Genomic DNA, 19140 nt, shown 5'->3' on the forward strand with positions numbered 1-19140 from the left:
ATATGTTAGTTAGGAAAAACAATCTCTTTTGTAAAGAGTGATGAGAGTTTATGTTGGTTGATTAAGTTAATTGCCGCTTCAATATCAGGGGCAAAATAACGGTCTTTATCATAGTAAGCCACTTGATCGCGCAGTATTTTCCGTGCTTTCTCAAGCGTTTCACTGGTTTTTAATCCTTCGCGAAAATCGATGCCCTGACAGGCAGATAACCATTCGATAGCTAATATACCCGTCACATTTTTTGCCATTTCCCATAAACGACGTCCCGCAGCTGGCGCCATCGACACATGGTCTTCTTGGTTAGCCGACGTGGGCAGGCTGTCTACGCTGGATGGATGTGCTAACGCTTTGTTTTCGCTGGCTAATGCAGCGGCGGTCACTTGAGCAATCATGAAGCCAGAGTTTACGCCGCCATTATTCACGAGGAATGGGGGAAGTTGGGACATGTGCGTATCCATTAACAGCGCAATACGGCGCTCTGCAAGCGCACCAATTTCGGCAAGCGCTAATGCAATATTGTCTGCCGCCATCGCAACTGGTTCTGCATGGAAGTTCCCCCCCGATATAATATCGCCATTGTCAGTAAACACGAGAGGGTTATCTGACACGGCGTTTGATTCAATTAAAATCACCTCAGCCGCTTGGCGAATTTGCGTGAGGCAGGCTCCCATCACTTGAGGCTGGCAACGCAGTGAATAAGGGTCTTGCACCTTAACGCAATTCTCATGGGATTTCGCTAACTCACTACTTGGTGACAACACTTCACGGAATAAAGCAGCAACATCAATTTGCCCTTTTTGCCCACGCACTTCCTGTACACGCGCATCAAACGGTTTGCGTGAACCAAGCGTTGCCTCCACACTAAGAGCACCACAAACAATGCCTGATAGCAGTAGTTTTTCAGCTTCAAATAACCCTTTCAACGCAAAGGCGGTGGAAGTTTGCGTGCCATTTAATAACGCTAAACCTTCTTTTGCCTCTAGTTTAAGCGGAGTTAACCCTGCTTTCTCAAGGGCTTTTTTCGCAGAAATCCATTTGCCTTCAAAACGCGCTTTACCCTCACCCAATAAAATCAAACTCATGTGTGCCAGTGGAGCTAAATCCCCCGATGCGCCAACTGAACCTTTTGCTGGAATGAATGGGTAAATTTGCGCATTAACTAAAGCGATTAAGGCGTTAATGACTTCAAGGCGAATACCAGAGAAACCACGCGCTAAGCTATTAATTTTTAGCACCATAATTAAACGTACAAGTTCATCGTCTAAAGGTTCACCGACACCCGCAGCATGGGACATCACGATAGAACGTTGCAATGATTGCAAGTCTTTGGTCGCAATACGGGTATTGGCTAATAGGCCAAAGCCGGTATTAATACCGTAAGCCGTTCTATCTTCGGCAATAATTTTATTTACCGTTGCGACACTTTTTTCAATCGCTGCATGGGCTTTTTTATCTAAAGAAACCGTGACGGCTTGCTGAAAGACAACGCGTAATTCTTCGAGTGTCATTTTTCCTGGATGAATAGTTAATTTAGTCATTAATGGCACTCCTTAACGTGTTTTAATCATTGGTAAATTAAGATTTTTTTCTTGTGCGCAAGCAATCGCGATGTCATACCCCGCATCTGCGTGGCGCATCACCCCTGTCGCAGGGTCATTGTGCAGGACGCGAGCAATACGCTCTGCCGCTTCATCGGTACCATCACAAACAATGACAACCCCTGAATGCTGCGAGAAGCCCATACCGACACCACCACCGTGATGTAAAGACACCCATGTCGCTCCACTCGCTGTATTTAATAAAGCATTGAGTAACGGCCAGTCAGAAACGGCGTCGGAGCCGTCTTTCATCGACTCAGTTTCGCGGTTTGGACTCGCCACTGAGCCGGAGTCCAAATGGTCACGTCCAATAACAATCGGCGCGGAAACTTCACCACTTCGCACCATTTCATTGAACGCTAAGCCTAATTTGGCACGATCCCCAAGACCGACCCAACAAATACGTGCAGGAAGCCCTTGAAAGCTAATACGTTCACGCGCCATGTCCAGCCAGCGGTGTAGGTGTTTATCATCCGGTAGTAACTGCTTAACTTTAGCGTCTGTTTTATATATATCCTCTGGGTCACCTGATAACGCGACCCAGCGGAATGGCCCTACCCCACGGCAAAACAATGGACGAATATAAGCGGGGACAAATCCTGGGAAATCAAAGGCATTTTCTACCCCCATTTCCAGTGCCATTTGACGAATATTGTTACCATAATCAAAGGTTGGTATCCCTTGCTTCTTAAACGCCAACATGGCTTTTACATGCTCTGCCATTGATTGCTTGGCGGCTAATGAAGTTCCTTGAGGATCTTTGACACTGCGCTCGCGGTATTCCTCCCAACTCATCCCTATGGGTAAGTAGCCATTTAATGGGTCATGAGCACTGGTTTGGTCGGTCACCATGTCAGGTTTCACACCACGCTTAACTAATTCAGGTAGTACCTCTGCCGCATTGGCGCAAAGCGCAATGGAGATAGCTTTACCTTCAGCTGTATATTTTTTGATACGAGCTAACGCATCATCTAAATCTGCGGCTTGTTCGTCAACGTAATGGGTTCTTAAGCGAAAATCGATACGACTTTGTTGACATTCAATATTCAATGAACACGCACCAGCCAGCGTCGCAGCGAGGGGCTGAGCTCCCCCCATTCCCCCTAAACCAGCCGTTAATACCCAGCGCCCAGTTAAATCACCGTTAAAATGCTGACGAGCGGCTTCAACGAAAGTTTCATAGGTACCCTGGACAATGCCTTGGCTACCGATGTAAATCCAACTTCCTGCTGTCATTTGGCCATACATGGCTAAGCCTTTAGCATCCAACTCATTGAAATGCTCCCAATTAGCCCAGTGTGGGACAAGATTTGAATTGGCGATTAATACACGTGGCGCGTTGGCATGGGTTTTAAAAATACCGACGGGTTTACCTGATTGCACGAGTAACGTTTCATCATTTTCGAGCTGCTTTAAGGACTCAACGATTTGGTCGTAACATTGCCAATTGCGTGCTGCTCGGCCAATACCGCCATATACCACTAATTCATGAGGGTTTTCTGCAACATCAGGATCAAGGTTATTCATTAACATGCGTAATGGCGCTTCTGTCAGCCAACTTTTTGCATTCAATGTACTACCACGCGGAGCCCTAATTTCGACATTTCTATATTTATTATTAAGTGCTGTCACTTGTATATCCTCTTTTTATAGCATCACCAGATAGGCATTTATCTTGTTGTCTATAGATATAGTTGTATATACATGTACAATCAATTAATCTTTTAACATAAAAATTAAATTTATCTTATATGAGAAACAAAATTAGTCATAAAAAACAAAACACTATGAATTTATGCGTATTTTTATATGTCGATTTTTTCTTCTAAATCTGCTTACCAGATCACATTTATTTTACAACAAATTCACAAATATCAAGGGAGGGTTTAAAGAGGGGAAATCCAGATAGCGGAAAATTATTATGAATAACGTTCCACCTATCTTAAATTGAGATTTAAGATGAAAAACGACCTTTTAGCTTATAACGATGACCGGGAAATAATAATTTTGTACTCGTGACAATGAAAGATTGCGACCATGTCCGCCGAGTTATGAGTAAACACGATGTTCCAACATTGATATTCAATAATCTTGCTGAACGCTCGTCCGCCTCTACCGCTTCTACAATATGCTCCCCTTGTGTTAATGGAGCCACTTGCGATAAATAATCATGAGGTGTAATTAATAAAAAATTCTGCTGTAAATAATCAGGCGCTGCTAACGCGTTTACATACCTATCTTCAATTTGTACAGGAACATCATTTTCTAAATGCACAATAATTGAATGAAACACTGGAGAATCAGGGGCTATATTTAACTCCCCTGCTAACGCTTGCGATGCTTGTATTTCTTCAAGTTTAATTATCCGGCAACTATATTTGTGATTTCTGGCCAATATTTCAGCTTCAATACTGTGAATTTCAAATAGCGCAGATTGCCCTTTAGGTTCTGCAACAAAGGTTCCTACGCCCTGTAAGCGTACTAATAATCCTTCGGCAGTAAGCTCTCGCAATGCCCTATTTGCCGTCATTCGGCTACAGTTAAATTGCGATACTAACTCAGCCTCTGATGGAATACGGTCATTTGCCTGCCATTGCGCAGTATGAATTTTTTCAATGATTGATTGCTTAACTTGTAAATATAACGGAACAGGTGTTCCTTGCTTTTCTTTTCGATCGGCTGTCACAGTGGTTTCCAATTTAGTCATTAAAATCTTAAGTGTCCGTCTGTTATTTTCAAGCCAACATACAACACTACCTTAGTGCTATCGGATAATTTTTATCCTGACAGTCGCGAATGAAAAAAATAAAAAATATTCGGGGTTACCATATATATTGAGGTACTCATTATAAACAGTAACCAGAACTTTATTAATTAATTATGACTGTTATTAGTACAATTTAAATATCTTTTTATACTAATAGTTACCAACATCATTAGTTAGTATGAGTAATTATACCTTCATGGACCCGCATATACATTGGGTTACTACCCTGCTCATACACCATTTCGACAGGCTCTTTCGCATCCCAGACAACAAAATCTGCAACATAGTTTGGTTTTAATTGCCCGTGGCTATCTCCACGCCCTAAAGCCTTGGCTGCGTGGCAGGTTACACCAGCCCAAACCTCTTCAGGTGTTAATTTAAACAATACTGCGGCCATATTCATAATCATACGTAATGATGCAAATGGGCTTGTCCCCGGATTGAAATCCGTTGAAATTGCCATAGGAACTTGATGCTCACGTAGTAATTCAATGGGGGGTAGCTTAGTTTCTCTTAGAAAATAAAATGCCCCCGGCAGCAATACCGCAACGGTTCCACTGGCCTTAAGCGCCTTAATACCTTCAAGATCAAGATATTCTATATGGTCAACTGACAGCCCTTTATAGCGGGCAACTAACTCGCTCCCACCTAAGTTAGATAACTGTTCAACATGGCCTTTCACCGGTATACCAAGTCTTTGAGCTGCTGAAAATAGTTTTTCACTTTGTTTGAGAGAAAAACCAACGCTTTCACAAAATACATCTACCGCATCAAAAAGCCCTTTCGTCCATAACTCAGGCATTATTTTCTGGCAGATCAAATCGATGTACTCATCGGCTTTGCCTTTATATTCAGGAGGAACCGTGTGTGCAGATAGGAGCGTTGAACTCACGGTAATGGGATAGGCCACAGATAACCGTTTTGCAACTTTTAATTGCTTCTCCTCATTTTCATAATCAAGACCATAACCTGACTTCATCTCAATGGTGGTGACACCTTCGTTGATCAACGCCTCTAGTCGTGGTTTAGCTCGTTGAAATAACGCGCTTTCACTCATTTTCCGCGTTTCACGTACAGTTGAATTGATCCCCCCACCTTGAGCACTGATCGTTTCATAGGAAACACCATTCATACGTTGTTCCCACTCAGAAGCACGATCACCGCCAAAAACCAAATGTGTATGGCAATCAATTAAACCAGGTGTAATTAATCTACCTTCTACATCGATAACTTGATTACCATCTATTTCAATTTCACTGGTAGGTACGATAGCAACAATCTGATTGCCTCGAACAACTAAGTCATGGTTTTCGATCAATCCATAAGGTATTGATAAATCAGTGTTCATTGTTGCAATACGACCATTTCGCCAAACTATATCTTGAGGGAGAGTTTTAAATGTCATCGTTGTTCCTATCATTATCGAAGTCAATGTCACTCATTTAGCAATTAAACGTATATATATGTATATACAATTAGACTAGCATGACCCCTTTTGTCAATGCTTACTCGATAAAAGGTTATAAATTTGTTACTGAACACGAATAATCTATTATGCAATTGTCTCCATTATCCGAGAAAATGAGGTACACTAACAGCCAAAACCATTAATCACATAATGACATTATTAAAATTAAAGCTATGAAAAATAAATTTGGGCTTAAAGATGAAGATATTCATCTATTTAATGAAGCCATTAACGGCACAAAAAAAATTCGTCAGGATCAAGTTCTGCATCCCCCCATTCGTACAAAAGTAACACAACCGTCTAATAAAAAAGTCATGCAAGAACAAGTTGATGCCTCCTTTTATTTTTCAGATGAATTTCAACCCCAACTTGAAAATGAAGGCCCAACACGTTATTTAAGGCCTGATGCTAACCCGTATGAGTTAAAAAAATTACGCCGTGGTGACTACGTTCCTGAATTGTTTCTGGATTTACATGGTTTAACCCAAATGGAGGCCAAACAAGAGATTGGTGCTTTGATTGCTGCATGCAAACGAGAAAATGTTTACTGTGCTTGTATTATGCATGGTCATGGAAAACATGTGTTAAAACAGCAAACCCCATTATGGTTAGCTCAGCATCCTGACATCATTGCTTTTCATCAAGCCCCTAAAGAATGGGGTGGTAATGCATCTCTTTTATTATTAATTGAAACAGTAGAGAGCGCTCGCCGTTAAGCGCTCTGATATTTAACCGATTTATTTTGTAAACAGCAATTGTGATGGACTTAGCATCCATTCAACATGCGCTTTTTGCAAAGCAACATCAATATCAATACACGCTATTGTTGATGTGGTAAACATAGGGGGCTCTTTGTGGGGACAAAGCTCTGATACTAAATACCCCACCAGCGGCAAATGGGATACAACAAGAACAGCTTTCGTGCCAAGCATGGCAAGATCACGGATATGATCTGCAATAAATGCCGCATTTCCACTAGGTGTTAACTGGTCTAAAACTTCAAATGTCTCTGGCGTTTCGATATATTGACTAACAATTTTCTGCGTTTGTTGTGCTCTTAAATAAGGGCTAACAAGGACAGCATCAATTTTAACACCTTGTTTGTTCAACCATTGAGCCATTAATACCGAATCATCTTTTCCCTTTTGAGTTAATGGACGTACGGCATCACTTGCCGCCTGTATCGCTGCATCGCCATGACGCATAATATAAACTTGCATAATCCACCATCTGAGTAGCCAGATTAAGTAAAGTGGCTATTCTTTTGTTAAGATAATTGTTGTAAAAGTAACCATCAGTTGGGGTGAAATGTGATTCTGCATGAAATGAACCATAAAGAAAATGATTTGAGTAGATTTTTGTTTATTTTTTATTAAAAGAATATGCTTTTACACTATTTTTTGTCGTTAAATCAATAAATTGATAATTATCTTTTATATGGTTATATTTTGATTACCCAAAGTAAAAAGCCTGATGACCAAATAGTGCCTATCCGCATCAGGCCTTTACATATTGAGTATTGTGAAGCCATGCTTAGAATAAAACACATCATTTATGAGTTTGTTGGGAAAAATGTCCGATGGTTGTTAGCCATTTCACACAACAATTCACAAGGTAGAAATTTGTCGCCATGCTGTATAGCCAAGCTCTGCAAAGTCTCTACTGTTTTTGCAATCCCTAGACTATCCATATACCTAAATGGCCCTCCAAAGAACGGAGGAAAACCGATACCAAATACGGCCCCCACATCTCCATCTCGGGCATTTTTTATGATCTTTTCATCAAGACAGCGAGCTGCCTCATTTAACATCATCATGACACAACGTTGCGCCACTTCGGCTTTTGTCTGCCTGCTATTAGGCGTGACACCAATGAGGGAATAGATAGATTTATCTACCTGCCGTTTATTCGTTTTTGTCCAAAATAAAAACTTGCTTGATGCATGCCCATACTGATAAAAGCCTTTACCATTTTTCTTACCTTTACGTTCATCTTTAACGACCTTATCCAACAAATCAGGGGCTTTAAAGCGTTCACCAAAGCGTTCAACGAGGATTGGTAAGATTTTTGTCCCAATATCAATACCAACCTCATCAAGCAGATTGAATGGGCCAACAGGAAAACCAAACTCCACTAATGCACGGTCAATATGCTCTATCGGCTCACCTTCCATTAAACATTGAGCAGCTTCGCATAAAAATGGAGCTAAAATTCGATTAACATAAAAGCCAGCGTCATCACCAACCACAATTGCAGTCTTACCTTGCCGCTTAGCAAAAGCGACTACAGTTGCAATCGTCTCTTCATCCGTATCTTTATGAGGGATAACCTCGACCAATGGCATTTTATCGACAGGACTAAAATAGTGTAAACCAATTACTTTTTCTGGATGAGCAGCATTCGCAGCAATTTGATGAATAGGTAATGACGAAGTATTTGAAGCAAAAATAGGTCTCTTTAATGTCATTTTTTCCACATCTGCAACCATTTTTCGTTTCAATGCTAAGTCTTCAAATACAGCCTCAACAATAATGTCAGCTTTCTCAAGTCCTTGAAAACTCAGAGTACCTGAGAGCCTTGCCATAACGGCAGTACGCTCCCGTGCAGGTAAACGCCGTTTAGTCACTCTTTGTGTTAACAAATCCCAACTGTAACGTAAGGCTTGAGCCACTCCTTTTTCAGAAATATCTTTAATTCGAACAGGGATTTTTCCTTTAAAAGCAGTTATATAAGCAATTCCCCCGCCCATTAACCCACCACCGAGAACCCCGACTTGATTAATTGGCTGGGGCGTATATTGTTCGCTGATTTCATTTTTAAGCGCTGTAACCGCAAAAAATAGGTTACGCAGTGCCTCAGATTCAGGCGTCATCACCAGCTCGCCAAAAGCTTTAGCTTCTTCTGCATATCCAGCGTGTAACCCTTTATTCACCCCAGTTCTTACCACATGAATAATTTTTTCAGGTGCCGGATAATGTCCTTTAGTCTTACTCAATGCTTTTTGTTTCGCACTTTGAAAGACCTTGTTGCGTAATAATTTACTGCTTAATAACCGCTGCTGCCAAGGGATAGCAGGGCGCTGCACGCCGCCTTTTTTAACCATTTTTACTGCAACATCAAGTAAAATAGATTCAGGCACAACATCATCCACTAAACCTAGTTTAAGCGCTTGTTTTGCTTTCAACTGCCTACCGGTAAGCATGAGATCCAGCGCATGAGGTATTCCAATAAGCCGCGGTAAACGTTGAGTTCCCCCTGAGCCGGGAAGTAGTCCAAGCTGAACTTCTGGCAACCCTAACTTGGTTTTATCATCATTTGAACACACCCTTGCATGGCATGCTAACGCGAGCTCTAAGCCTCCCCCTAAACACGCCCCGTGGATCGCTGCAACGATGGGTAATGGATAATTATCAATTTTATCGAATAAGATATGACCTTCTTTCGATAACTCGCAAGCTTGCTCTTTCGTTTCGCAGTGAGCAATCATGCTAATATCAGCCCCTGCGATAAAATTATCTTTTTTACCCGAGGTGATGACTAAGCCCTTTAGGCCTGACGTGGATTGCGCCTTTTGCAAGATGGCGAGAAACTGCTGCGCAAACTCCGCTTTTAGCGTGTTGACCTTTTCATTAGGCACATCAATGAAAATCACTCCCACATTTTCATCATAAATTTCCAATCGAAAAGCTTGCTGAGTCTTATCTATTGTCAATTCAGTAGCAGAATTTTGTGTCATTACTCCACCTCTAAGATCATTGCTGCACCTAAACCACCAGCAGCACAAGCTGTTGTTAAGCCGAAACCACCACCACGCCTACGTAATTCATTTAATGTTTGGGTGACCATTCGAGCCCCTGTAGCGGCAAATGGATGACCATAAGCAATAGAGCCCCCTAACACATTAAATTTGTCCATGTCCACTTCGCCAATTGCATCACTTATCCCTAATTTTTCTTGAGCAAATTTACGGCTACCAAACATTTGTAAATTGGCAAGGGTTTGTGCAGCAAAAGCCTCATGCATATCAATCAGTGACAAATCTTGCAAAGTAAGCCCTGCTCGCTTTAATGCAACTGGTGTTGCATAAGAAGGGCCAAGCAACATGTCCTCCCACACATCTATTGCCGAAAAAGCATAGCTTCGAATATAACCCAGCGGAATATAACCCAGTGATTTTGCTCGTGATTCTGTCATCATTAAGACAGCTGCTGCACCGTCAGTTAAAGGCGTGCTATTCGCGGCTGTAACACTACCGTGCTTACGGTCAAATGCAGGTTTTAATTTTGCATACGATGATAAAATTGAGTTAGCTCGTACATTATTATCTTGGGAATAAGGCTGTTTAAAAGGAGGCATATAAGCCGTCATCACTTCATCGGCTAAATAACCATTTTCCCACGCTTTTGCAGCTAATAAATGGGAACGATGAGCCAGTTCATCTTGTTGCTCTCGGCTAATATGATAGCTTTTTGCCATTTGCTCCGCTGTATCCCCCATGCGTAAGCCTGTAGAGTACTCCGCCACACCAGGGGCAACAGGCATCAAGTCCTTTAAACGCAATTTTGCAACTAGTGATAATTTTTGCCCAATGGATTTTGCTTTACTCAATGCCAGCAACGTCGCCGCTAAACTTTTCGATACACCAATCGGTAGTACTGAAGATGAATCAGCTCCCCCTGCAATCCCAATAGAAATATCCCCAACCATCATACTTTGTGCAACATTCACTATCGCCTGAAAGCTAGTTGCACATGCACGGGAGACACTATATGCATCAGTGGAAACGTTCATCCCTGTACCAAGTACAATTTCCCTTGCTATATTAGGCGCTTCGGGCATTTGTACCACTTGACCAAACACCAATTGCTCAATGAGATTTTTATCTAAATCACTGCGTGCTAATAACTCTGCAACCACCGCTTTGCCTAAATCAATCGCGGCAATACCTTGATATGCTGTAGATTGTTTTGCAAATGGTAAGCGTAAACCACTAACAATGGCGATCCTTTCTTTTGTTGCGTAAATATTTTCACCATAGTGGGAATATTGATTCATGGTCGCTCCTGCTAAAAGCAAAATGAAAATTAAAACCTTCACTGTCGACCCAAAGAGGTCTGACCTGTAATAATTGTTAACATAACTTTCACAATTATCAATGGGAATTAATAAAAAATGCGAGCAGGTACGCAACTTGAAAGAAAACAAAGAAGGAAGGAATTAAAGAAAAAGCATAGAGAACACAAAACCTTTTATCACTTTAAATTTACCTATCCGGCGAATTCTTAGTGATAAAAGGGACATTAAAATCAATTTAAACGCTTGATTAACGCAAACCTAATTGAAAAATCAAACTTTCAGCTTCACAGCTAAAATTAAATTCAGCACTAAGCTCAATACCACCCTCTACTGCTTTGATAGTATGGGTGATTGCACAAGGTTCTGACTCAACAGATTTTGCTTTGTCTGTGAGTGTTTTCAACATGGATTCTGCTTCGCCTTGTGTGGCGAAAACATGCTGATACGACGCAGTACAGTCTTTATTATCCAGCACTGTTCCCACATCTACACAACAGCAAGCAGCTGTCTCATCCGCACTACAACGGTTAATCGCATCAGTCATTTTACTCTCCAAATTAACAAACTGTTAAGTCGTTATCATAACGCTGAAAAAGTAGTAAAAACTAGTGTGTATCAAAATATATCGCTAATAATTAAACATAAGTTTGATCTTACCCCGTATCTGCTTACTTATTGCTCCTAATTAGTTATTTTATGTTACCATTTTGTTAAATATGTCGCATTTTTGAAAACAAAACCACAATATATACAAAACAGACTTGCAACACAGCAGGTGGTCAGACCTATACTCTAGTAACTGGTCTGATTTGTCATAGAGACAAGGGACCCTACAATTCTGCGCTTCTTGCGATAGAAGTCGCTTTATTCAAAATAAAACATAAGAGGGTTTTGGTCATGAGCCAGAAAAACCTGTTTTCTCGGAAAGCTTTAGCAATAGCAGTGGCAGTTGTATCATCCAACGCAGGCGCAGCTGGTTTCTTGCTAAATGAATATTCAACATCCGCATTAGGGCGCGCATTTTCGGGGGCGGGTGCGATGGGCGACAACGCAAGTGAGGGAAGCCGAAACCCTGCAGCCATGATGTTGTTTGATCGCCCTTCTCTATCTATTGGCGCCGTTTATATTGACCCAAGTGTTGATATTAAAGGCAAAGGCGGTTCGCCATTGGGCAGTAATACCACAGCAAATAATATTGCACCGAATGCAGTTGTTCCTAATGCACATTTTATTTTCCCAATTAATGATAAGTGGGCTGTCGGCTCATCAATGACAACCAACTTTGGTTTAGCGACTGATTTTAATAAAAATTATGCGGCTGGGCCTATCGGTGGTAAAACAGATCTAAAAACTGTTAACTTAAATTTAAGTGGTGCATATCGCGTTAATAACAATTTCAGTTTCGGTCTAGGTGTTAATGCAGTTTATGCTGATGCAGAAATCACCCGTCATGCTGGCGACTTAGGCTCTTTAGCCCCTATTATTAGTGATGGGCAATTACCCGCCTTTCCTAGCAGTACAACGATGGCAAAACTGACAGGTGATGATTGGGGTTATGGCTGGAACGCGGGTATCTTATATGAAATTAATGATGATAACCGCTTAAGCTTAAGCTACCGTTCTAAAGTTAAAGTTAAATTTGAAGAGGGTAAATTTTCAAATGATATTCCTAAAGGAATACCTGGCTTATACGGTACTGGTGGCGAAAAAGTTAAAGGTAAATTAGACCTTAATTTACCTGATATTTGGGAATTCTCAGGTTACCACAAAGTCGCACCTAAATGGGCTCTACACTATAGTGTGGCTTATACAGGCTGGAGTGAATTTAAAGAATTAACTGCCTACCAAAAAAGTGATGATAAAGAATTATTTCATAAACCAGAACATTTCAAGGATGCGTGGCGTTTAGCATTAGGTACGACCTACTCCTATGATGACAATTGGACATTCCGCACAGGTATTGCTTATGACCAAACACCTGTTCGTTCAGAATACCGTTCAATTTCCATCCCAGACCAAGACCGTTACTGGCTAAGTGCTGGAACAACTTATGCATTCAATGAAAATGCCTCGGTTGATGTGGGTATTGCTTACATGTATGGAAAGAAAGTCAATATCAGTGAAAAACTGCTCGAAGGCCAACCTCGCTCCCCGATCTATAACTTCAAATCTGAAGGTTCAGCATGGTTATATGGCGTAAACTTTAACTATACATTCTAATTGATTAAAATTATCTAACATCAGGGGGAAATATCTCCCTGATGTTCATTGCAATAATAAATATTACCTTATTACACATTTTTCTTGATCTCTTTCATAATCATATGTAAATTAAATGTTAATTACATTGATTAAACCTATCTATTTCTTCATTGATTCAAGCTATCTGGTTCCCAGTTTTTTCGGATAAATCCCTTTATTTTTCATAAAATTGCGATTTATTCTCTGAATTATCTTATTTGCAAGCATGCATTAAATGCGTATTTTATACTAGCAAGATACAAAAATACGTGATCTTTCATCAAACAGTATTAATCGCGCTATATCTTAAGGTTGACTGTAGGTAGCCGAGAAAATACAAAAGAGGCAACAATGACAAAAACGTAGGAGGCTTTATGGGTACAGTATTTACGGTTAGCTTTATTGGCGTATTAGGGATAATCGCCCTGATTGACGCTCTCTCTCAACGAGGAAAAAGAGATAATGATTAGCTTTCTATTTATCACTCTCTAGTATCATTCCAATACAAGAGAGTGATAAATCTTCCAGAACGACTTAACCTATTAATCTATAGAATCAAGTTGGTCTTCAATCACTGCAGCATTTGGGTTTTCTGTTGCCTGTAAGGCTCCACCACTCGATAAGAAATCATTACGCTGGAAATACGCTTCTCTCATCATTAAGTATGGGTCTGAAGAGTTCTTCAGTAATCCATCTGAATCTAATAACCTTGCTCGGGTTTCAATTCCTTCCAGTGCCCATTTACCTGCTGACATCCAGAATGTGAGGTAGCTTAGCATTGGATATAAATCATCAACTAAGTCCCCTCCTTGCTCCCTTGGCGTTGCACTACCATACCCCGGTAGAACGACATAAGGGCCATAACCCACATCATAATATCCCAAGGTATTACCAAAGCGTTTTGGTTCTTCTTTAACTAACTGAGGATTGGCCATTGATGCAACATCAATCAAGCCCCCCATACCAAAGACGGTATTAAGGAAAAAGCGGTTAAAATGCTTGAATCCTTGAGTAACTTCCCCTCGCAGGAAGCTGTTTAGCATACTTGCAGGTTCTTCAAGGTTAACAAAAAAGTTTGTCAAACCATTACGAGCTGGCATCGGGACATAATCATTCCAAGCAACCGCCACAGGCCTTAAGACATAAGGATCTAAGACGTTATAGTTGAAATTAAACATTGCTCGGTTAAAACCCTCTAATGGGTCTGAACGTTCATGGGTTTCTGGATCAATGTTGCTTGCACACCCAGCAATTAACACTCCAGCCAGAAAAACGCCCATCATGCGAAACTTCATAAAACCTCTCCATTCCCTGCACCGTCCTGCTACGGTACTTTCCACTTTAATTATGAATATGAGTATATTAAGTCTAAAAAAGGATTTTAGTTAACCCTTTTGAGTGATTTAACGGACTTACTTACAATCATACATCAATTATTCCATATCCTTATTATATGAATAATGATTAATCGACGCAAAATTACATCGTAACTATTTAATTCTAAATTTTATTCAATCCAAAGAAACATAACCATTTGAAAAATTGTTTTTATTTAATGCGTAATGCGGATTTCAAGCTGACTTGAATATTTTTCGCTCTTATATTCATAATTTTAAAAAGGATGCCATTACTACAGTTGAGGCTTCATTGAATACACATTTAAACTATTAAGGGGAAAATATTCGCCTGTTAACCATTACATTCAAGATAAATTTTATTACACCGATGTCTATAATCACTAAAATTATGTATAAAAATCGTACTAAAAAACTGATTATAGGTAATAAATTGAATTAATTGCGCGTATCAACTTGATTCAACTAGGGCTGGACAGTAAAATACTTGTCGCTAACATCGCTCATCAAAGTCCCCTTAGAAATGGATATGGTTAATAAAACAATCAACACATTGAATCTATTGACATTTAATTAACTTAACTGTCAGTCAAAGTACACTATTATGTACGCAACCTAAAAAGCAACCCCAAAAACCTATCATTTTTGTGTCACAATTTCGGCACAGTTCGTCACAGTGATTTCCCCTCCATGCTATACTCCGTTCATTCATCCCCCCACGGAAAAACATCATTAATAATCAAATAATATCCCACTTCCGTCTGTTGATGTGAATCTAACTGAAACTATGAATTCCCTGACCACATTAGGAGAGTTATCAGTTACGCCAATTACCCCACCCCCGAGAGGATTATCAAAAGCCCAACCAGATTGAGGTTCACCCAATGCCCCGTGCAGTGTGATAGTGCCATTGACTTTGCTTGAAACAAACTGTCTAGCAACTGCCGATTTTGTTCCTGTTTTAGTTACTTCTGTGATATCAATAACGGCGGTAAAGTTATTTCCTGTCGTTGAGAATATTGACACATTTTGCTTGCCTACCGTTCTCACAACGAAATCGCGATTAATAATTGTGTCCTGTATACCGGTTGATGACGGAGTTACAGTTATGCCATTACCTGCGTGTAAAACATTTCCGTTTCTCTGGAAACCTCTATCCTGACTCCGTCCTACAGCAAAGCTGAATATTTCAGGATATCGGTAATAACCCTCTGGGGTTGCTTTTTTGAAGCCGATTTTATTACTTCTGATACTGTGATCTAAAAGTACAACACTTTCATTACCTGTCGCATTTGATACATAGATTAAATATTCATACTTATCATCAAACTGATTTACAGGAGCAAAACCCGAGAACGTAGCATCAAAACCACTGCCGAGCTCAATGCAGTAATCAAGTGTTGTTGTTGAACCTGCATTTGACATTTGCATTCCATTGACTGTAAGACCACGGAACGAATCAACTTTCATTAGTTTTTCTGTTTGCTCTGCGCCAATCCCTGATAACACAACTCCTTTTGCGTTTTTAAAATAGTATCCAATAGGTGTGCGTTTGACGGGCAATCCGTCGCAACCGCAGGAGCTCCACTCTGAATACCAAAGCTCATTGCTTACACTATAACCGTGGCGACCAGACGCTCTCGACCAGCAATCTATTAATGATAGTGATGTAGATGTCCCTCGGTCAAAGCCGCCATCAGTTAATGGGCCACCAAATGCAAACCCATCTCGTCCATTGTTGTTTGTGTCACTCAGAACATCTACTTAGTAAGCAATAACCACCCAGCCCAAGGAAGGGCTATCTACAGCAATCTTACTTAATTAAGCTAACTCTTATTTTATTGCTTATAACTAACCCTATTATTAATTGTTATCTCTAACTCTCTTACAGCGAGGCCTTAGCCATGGGTGTATCAATCTATTATTCAGCAACTAGGAATTCCATATTAACAACCACCGAAAAAGACTCATTTAACGATCTGGTAAATACGTTAAATCAATCCTTTCCATACAAAGATGAAGCTGAAATTCTAAATTTTTATGAAGAGCCGTCTCATGGGTTTATTTTAGAAGGCTCAACGAAACTGCCTTTAGAAGACGAAGCTATATTAATGGAATCAATTGAGTATTGGCTCGAAGCACTTTCGCAGTTAACTTTATCGCTACCTTCAGCCGATTGGGTTGTATATATTGAAGACAGCCCTGCCAGTTGGGTCAATGATCGCTGGGTAATGCAATGAAATTAGCCCAAGGACGGGCTTAAAGCTACAATGATAAGTACTATTTATTTACTTAATTTTAAAAATACGCTTATTTATTAGCAAACTGAATGAAATCATCGTCACTTTAATCTTAATAACTATATAAAAACATAGCGGAATTTTGTTATGGTAGGCATCAATTGAAACCACCATTGGCACAGGCAGTAAAAATGATATCACCACACCAGTGAACGCATAAAACGGATTCACATCCATCATAAAAACAAGGGTTAGATAGAAAATTCAAGCTATTATATATAGTGGGTAAGGGATCTTATTGTTTATAATAGATATTTCCACCCACTCATTAAAACTAATGTTTTTATCGGTCAATAAGTGGATTGATTGAAGCTTGTTCACGTCACTGGCATCAAGCCGGTTAATAACATCCTCTGTTTTTTTATGCTTCATCTCACCATCCCATCAATTAGTTTCAGTAATGTTAGCTTAGCGGGAGTGCAAATTGAAGCAAAGCTGGCTGCTACATCACTATTGCCTATAAATTCATATACAAGTAACTTAGACAAAAATAACAACGTAATCTATTTAGGCTCCGTCATGGACATAAAAATCGAAAGCCCAATTCGTATTTCGTTAGAAACAATAGGATTTGAAGATGACTATGGCTCAATTGAATTTAAGATAACCATAGGAACTAGCGGATTCGATTACAATCAATCAATAAGCTTTAATACATGGATAGCTTACTATCATATAGATGCATTTCTAAACGCGCTGAACGAAAACAAAAAGTCAGAGCTAGTAAATCTGGATGGTAACTTTAGCTTAATAATAGATTCTCATGAAAACTACATAGAGTGGTCTCATGTAGAATTTAGGTATTCAGATAACATTTTTTCGACGTTTAAAGCACGAAGAGAAGTTAATGACTTTTACCCTAGCATTGTAGAGGCGTTTAAGGATTACCCTAGATGGTGGGGCAAATAACTCCAAGCAAACAAAAAACCTGCCAAAGCAGGTCTTCCTATCTTTCATAAGGCTACTTAGTTAGCTTCATCCAAAAACTAGCGAAGCTTCGACACTCTTTAGACAATGAACCGCTTTCTTCCTCTTTTGAGCATTTTTCCAGCATAGCGCCATCTAAAACCAATACTGACTGCATTAATTGATTTAGCTCATCCTCACACTCATCTGGTTCTGAGCTTTTTTCACATATCGCATCCATTCTATCTAGATAATCAGTGTATCTATCTGAAGAAGCAAAAGAAAATGTACTAACCAGAATCAGTGTTATTGCTATAATTCCTTTTTTCATACATCACCATATTTAAGTTAAGTGCGTAAATATTAGGATAGATGTAGAATTCAGGCAATAAAAAACCCACCGGAGTGGGTTAGTCTGATTTAACTCTGAACATCGAACAGTATTCAATACCTATTCGTTCTTTACAGAGTTGCCTCGAATCAAAATCTCTTGACCAATTACACAGCCAACTGTCTAGCTCATCGAGTGAATATTCTTTAGTTGTTAATCCGCGAGCCATTTCGACCACTTCATCCTCTGGAGCCGTTAGTTCATAACCATTAAGTAATAAAAAAACGTACCCTGCCATCATTGCTGTTCGTTTGTTGGCATTAGCAAAAGGATGGTTTTGTATCAGACTTTCAATTAATACGGCAGTATGAACAAACATGTCATCTGTTTGTTCATAGTATTTTACTTGGCTTGGTCTTGATTGGGATGAACTAAGGTTATTAAAGTTTAATACTTTGATTGGCTCATTGGGAGTTTGTAACTCTATCAATGTTCTATTGATGTTTATTAATCATCGATAGACAGATAGTTAATTCCTTCAACAAACTCCCCTGTGATATTCAGCACTCACTATACCTTAGCTAATTTTTCCATGGCTTTTTCATAGCGAGTGAAACCAAAGTCAAAAGCATTCTTGACTTGATTATCATGACTTCCTTGCTCGCTCATGGCAGCTCTTGGTGCTGCGATTTTACTTTTGTCACGAGCAGGTATATTTAAGCGATTAGGCTTTTGCAGTGCGTGACCCATATTAACCTCGTTATAAACCAATGAGTTGTAATTTACATCTAGGTATACGATGCGTATTACCTCTGGTTATAATGTAAGTTAAGTTACATTAAGTCAACAGCTTTGCTTGTATTTTACATTAACGCTCGTATAATTCGCGCCCCGCGAGATTACCACAATCTACACCCACATAAAAATAACCCGTAGAATGCAGCCATGACGCCAAACAACTGTATACATACGGGACTTCCCTTGTTATGGTGGCTGATAATATCATAATGCATATTTTATGATCAGGGATTACTATCATGGACGAAAAGTCTCTTTACGCCCGAATACTCAATTTATCCCCTCCTTGGAGTGTCGCTT

16 protein-coding genes and 1 pseudogene are annotated in these 19140 nt (G+C 39.9%); 4 read left to right on the top strand and 13 right to left on the bottom strand.

Annotated elements, in window-relative coordinates; genetic code table 11:
* Positions 1-5 precede the first annotated feature (5 nt).
* From hutH to hutI, 4 genes are all read right to left on the bottom strand, one after another.
* Positions 6-1538 (bottom strand): histidine ammonia-lyase, encoded by a 1533-nt coding sequence (gene hutH, locus ACLPIE_RS13305; RefSeq protein ID WP_430262283.1) that lies wholly within the window; start codon positions 1536-1538, stop codon positions 6-8.
* A 12-nt stretch (positions 1539-1550) separates the two neighbouring features.
* A complete protein-coding gene (gene hutU / locus ACLPIE_RS13310; protein ID WP_430262284.1) occupies positions 1551-3230 on the bottom strand; it encodes a urocanate hydratase in 1680 nt (559 codons plus the stop codon).
* Positions 3231-3552: 322 nt separating this feature from the next.
* Positions 3553-4305: a histidine utilization repressor gene (gene hutC, locus ACLPIE_RS13315; protein ID WP_430262285.1), complete on the bottom strand. Its 753-nt coding sequence runs from the start codon at positions 4303-4305 to the stop codon at positions 3553-3555.
* A 229-nt stretch (positions 4306-4534) separates the two neighbouring features.
* Entirely contained in the window at positions 4535-5770 is a 1236-nt protein-coding gene (gene hutI / locus ACLPIE_RS13320; RefSeq protein WP_430262286.1) for an imidazolonepropionase, read from the bottom strand.
* Positions 5771-6006: 236 nt separating this feature from the next.
* Between hutI and smrB the strand changes: the two genes are divergently transcribed.
* Complete coding sequence (smrB, locus tag ACLPIE_RS13325; RefSeq protein ID WP_430262287.1) at positions 6007-6549, top strand: endonuclease SmrB; 543 nt, start codon at positions 6007-6009, stop codon at positions 6547-6549.
* Between the two features lie 21 nt (positions 6550-6570).
* On the opposite strand, the gene sixA is transcribed toward smrB, so the two are convergent.
* The 4 genes from sixA to ACLPIE_RS13345 all read right to left on the bottom strand — a co-directional run bounded on the left by sixA (position 6571) and on the right by ACLPIE_RS13345 (position 11453).
* A complete protein-coding gene (sixA, locus tag ACLPIE_RS13330) occupies positions 6571-7053 on the bottom strand; it encodes a phosphohistidine phosphatase SixA (RefSeq protein WP_430262288.1) in 483 nt (160 codons plus the stop codon).
* 332 nt (positions 7054-7385) lie between these two features.
* Positions 7386-9569 carry a fatty acid oxidation complex subunit alpha FadJ gene (fadJ, locus tag ACLPIE_RS13335; protein ID WP_430262289.1) on the bottom strand — a complete coding sequence of 728 codons (2184 nt, stop codon included), beginning with the start codon at positions 9567-9569 and terminating at the stop codon, positions 7386-7388.
* Positions 9569-10888, bottom strand: a complete 1320-nt coding sequence (gene fadI, locus ACLPIE_RS13340; RefSeq protein ID WP_430262290.1) for an acetyl-CoA C-acyltransferase FadI — start codon at positions 10886-10888, stop codon at positions 9569-9571. Before fadI ends, fadJ begins: the two co-directional genes overlap by 1 nt.
* A 268-nt stretch (positions 10889-11156) precedes the next feature.
* Positions 11157-11453 carry a YfcZ/YiiS family protein gene (locus ACLPIE_RS13345; RefSeq protein WP_430262291.1) on the bottom strand — a complete coding sequence of 99 codons (297 nt, stop codon included), beginning with the start codon at positions 11451-11453 and terminating at the stop codon, positions 11157-11159.
* Between the two features lie 353 nt (positions 11454-11806).
* Here ACLPIE_RS13345 and fadL point away from each other — a divergent pair, with 353 nt between their 5' ends.
* The gene (gene fadL, locus ACLPIE_RS13350) at positions 11807-13129 is read left to right on the top strand and encodes a long-chain fatty acid transporter FadL (RefSeq protein WP_430262292.1); all 1323 of its coding nucleotides are present in this window, start codon (positions 11807-11809) and stop codon (positions 13127-13129) included.
* Positions 13130-13692: 563 nt separating this feature from the next.
* Here the strand turns inward: fadL and mlaA are convergent.
* Positions 13693-14445, bottom strand: coding sequence for a phospholipid-binding lipoprotein MlaA (gene mlaA, locus ACLPIE_RS13355; protein WP_430262293.1), 753 nt, complete (start codon positions 14443-14445; stop codon positions 13693-13695).
* A gap of 792 nt (positions 14446-15237) precedes the next feature.
* On the bottom strand, positions 15238-16068 hold the full coding sequence (locus ACLPIE_RS13360; RefSeq protein ID WP_430262294.1) for a hypothetical protein: 831 nt from the start codon (positions 16066-16068) through the stop codon (positions 15238-15240).
* Positions 16069-16409: 341 nt separating this feature from the next.
* Here ACLPIE_RS13360 and ACLPIE_RS13365 point away from each other — a divergent pair, with 341 nt between their 5' ends.
* Positions 16410-16745 (top strand): hypothetical protein, encoded by a 336-nt coding sequence (locus ACLPIE_RS13365; RefSeq protein WP_430262295.1) that lies wholly within the window; start codon positions 16410-16412, stop codon positions 16743-16745.
* Between the two features lie 579 nt (positions 16746-17324).
* Positions 17325-17714 carry a hypothetical protein gene (locus ACLPIE_RS13370; RefSeq protein ID WP_430262296.1) on the top strand — a complete coding sequence of 130 codons (390 nt, stop codon included), beginning with the start codon at positions 17325-17327 and terminating at the stop codon, positions 17712-17714.
* 52 nt (positions 17715-17766) lie between these two features.
* On the opposite strand, the gene ACLPIE_RS13375 is transcribed toward ACLPIE_RS13370, so the two are convergent.
* The 3 genes and pseudogenes from ACLPIE_RS13375 to ACLPIE_RS13385 form a co-directional block, all read right to left on the bottom strand.
* Positions 17767-18042, bottom strand: coding sequence for a hypothetical protein (locus ACLPIE_RS13375; protein ID WP_430262297.1), 276 nt, complete (start codon positions 18040-18042; stop codon positions 17767-17769).
* 79 nt (positions 18043-18121) lie between these two features.
* Positions 18122-18600 (bottom strand): annotated as a pseudogene (locus tag ACLPIE_RS13380) (type II toxin-antitoxin system death-on-curing family toxin).
* Positions 18601-18612: 12 nt separating this feature from the next.
* Positions 18613-18792, bottom strand: a complete 180-nt coding sequence (locus ACLPIE_RS13385; RefSeq protein ID WP_430262298.1) for a hypothetical protein — start codon at positions 18790-18792, stop codon at positions 18613-18615.
* Positions 18793-19140: the final 348 nt, after the last annotated feature.

The organism is Providencia sp. Me31A, from assembly GCF_050487165.1.
GTDB lineage: Bacteria > Pseudomonadota > Gammaproteobacteria > Enterobacterales > Enterobacteriaceae > Providencia.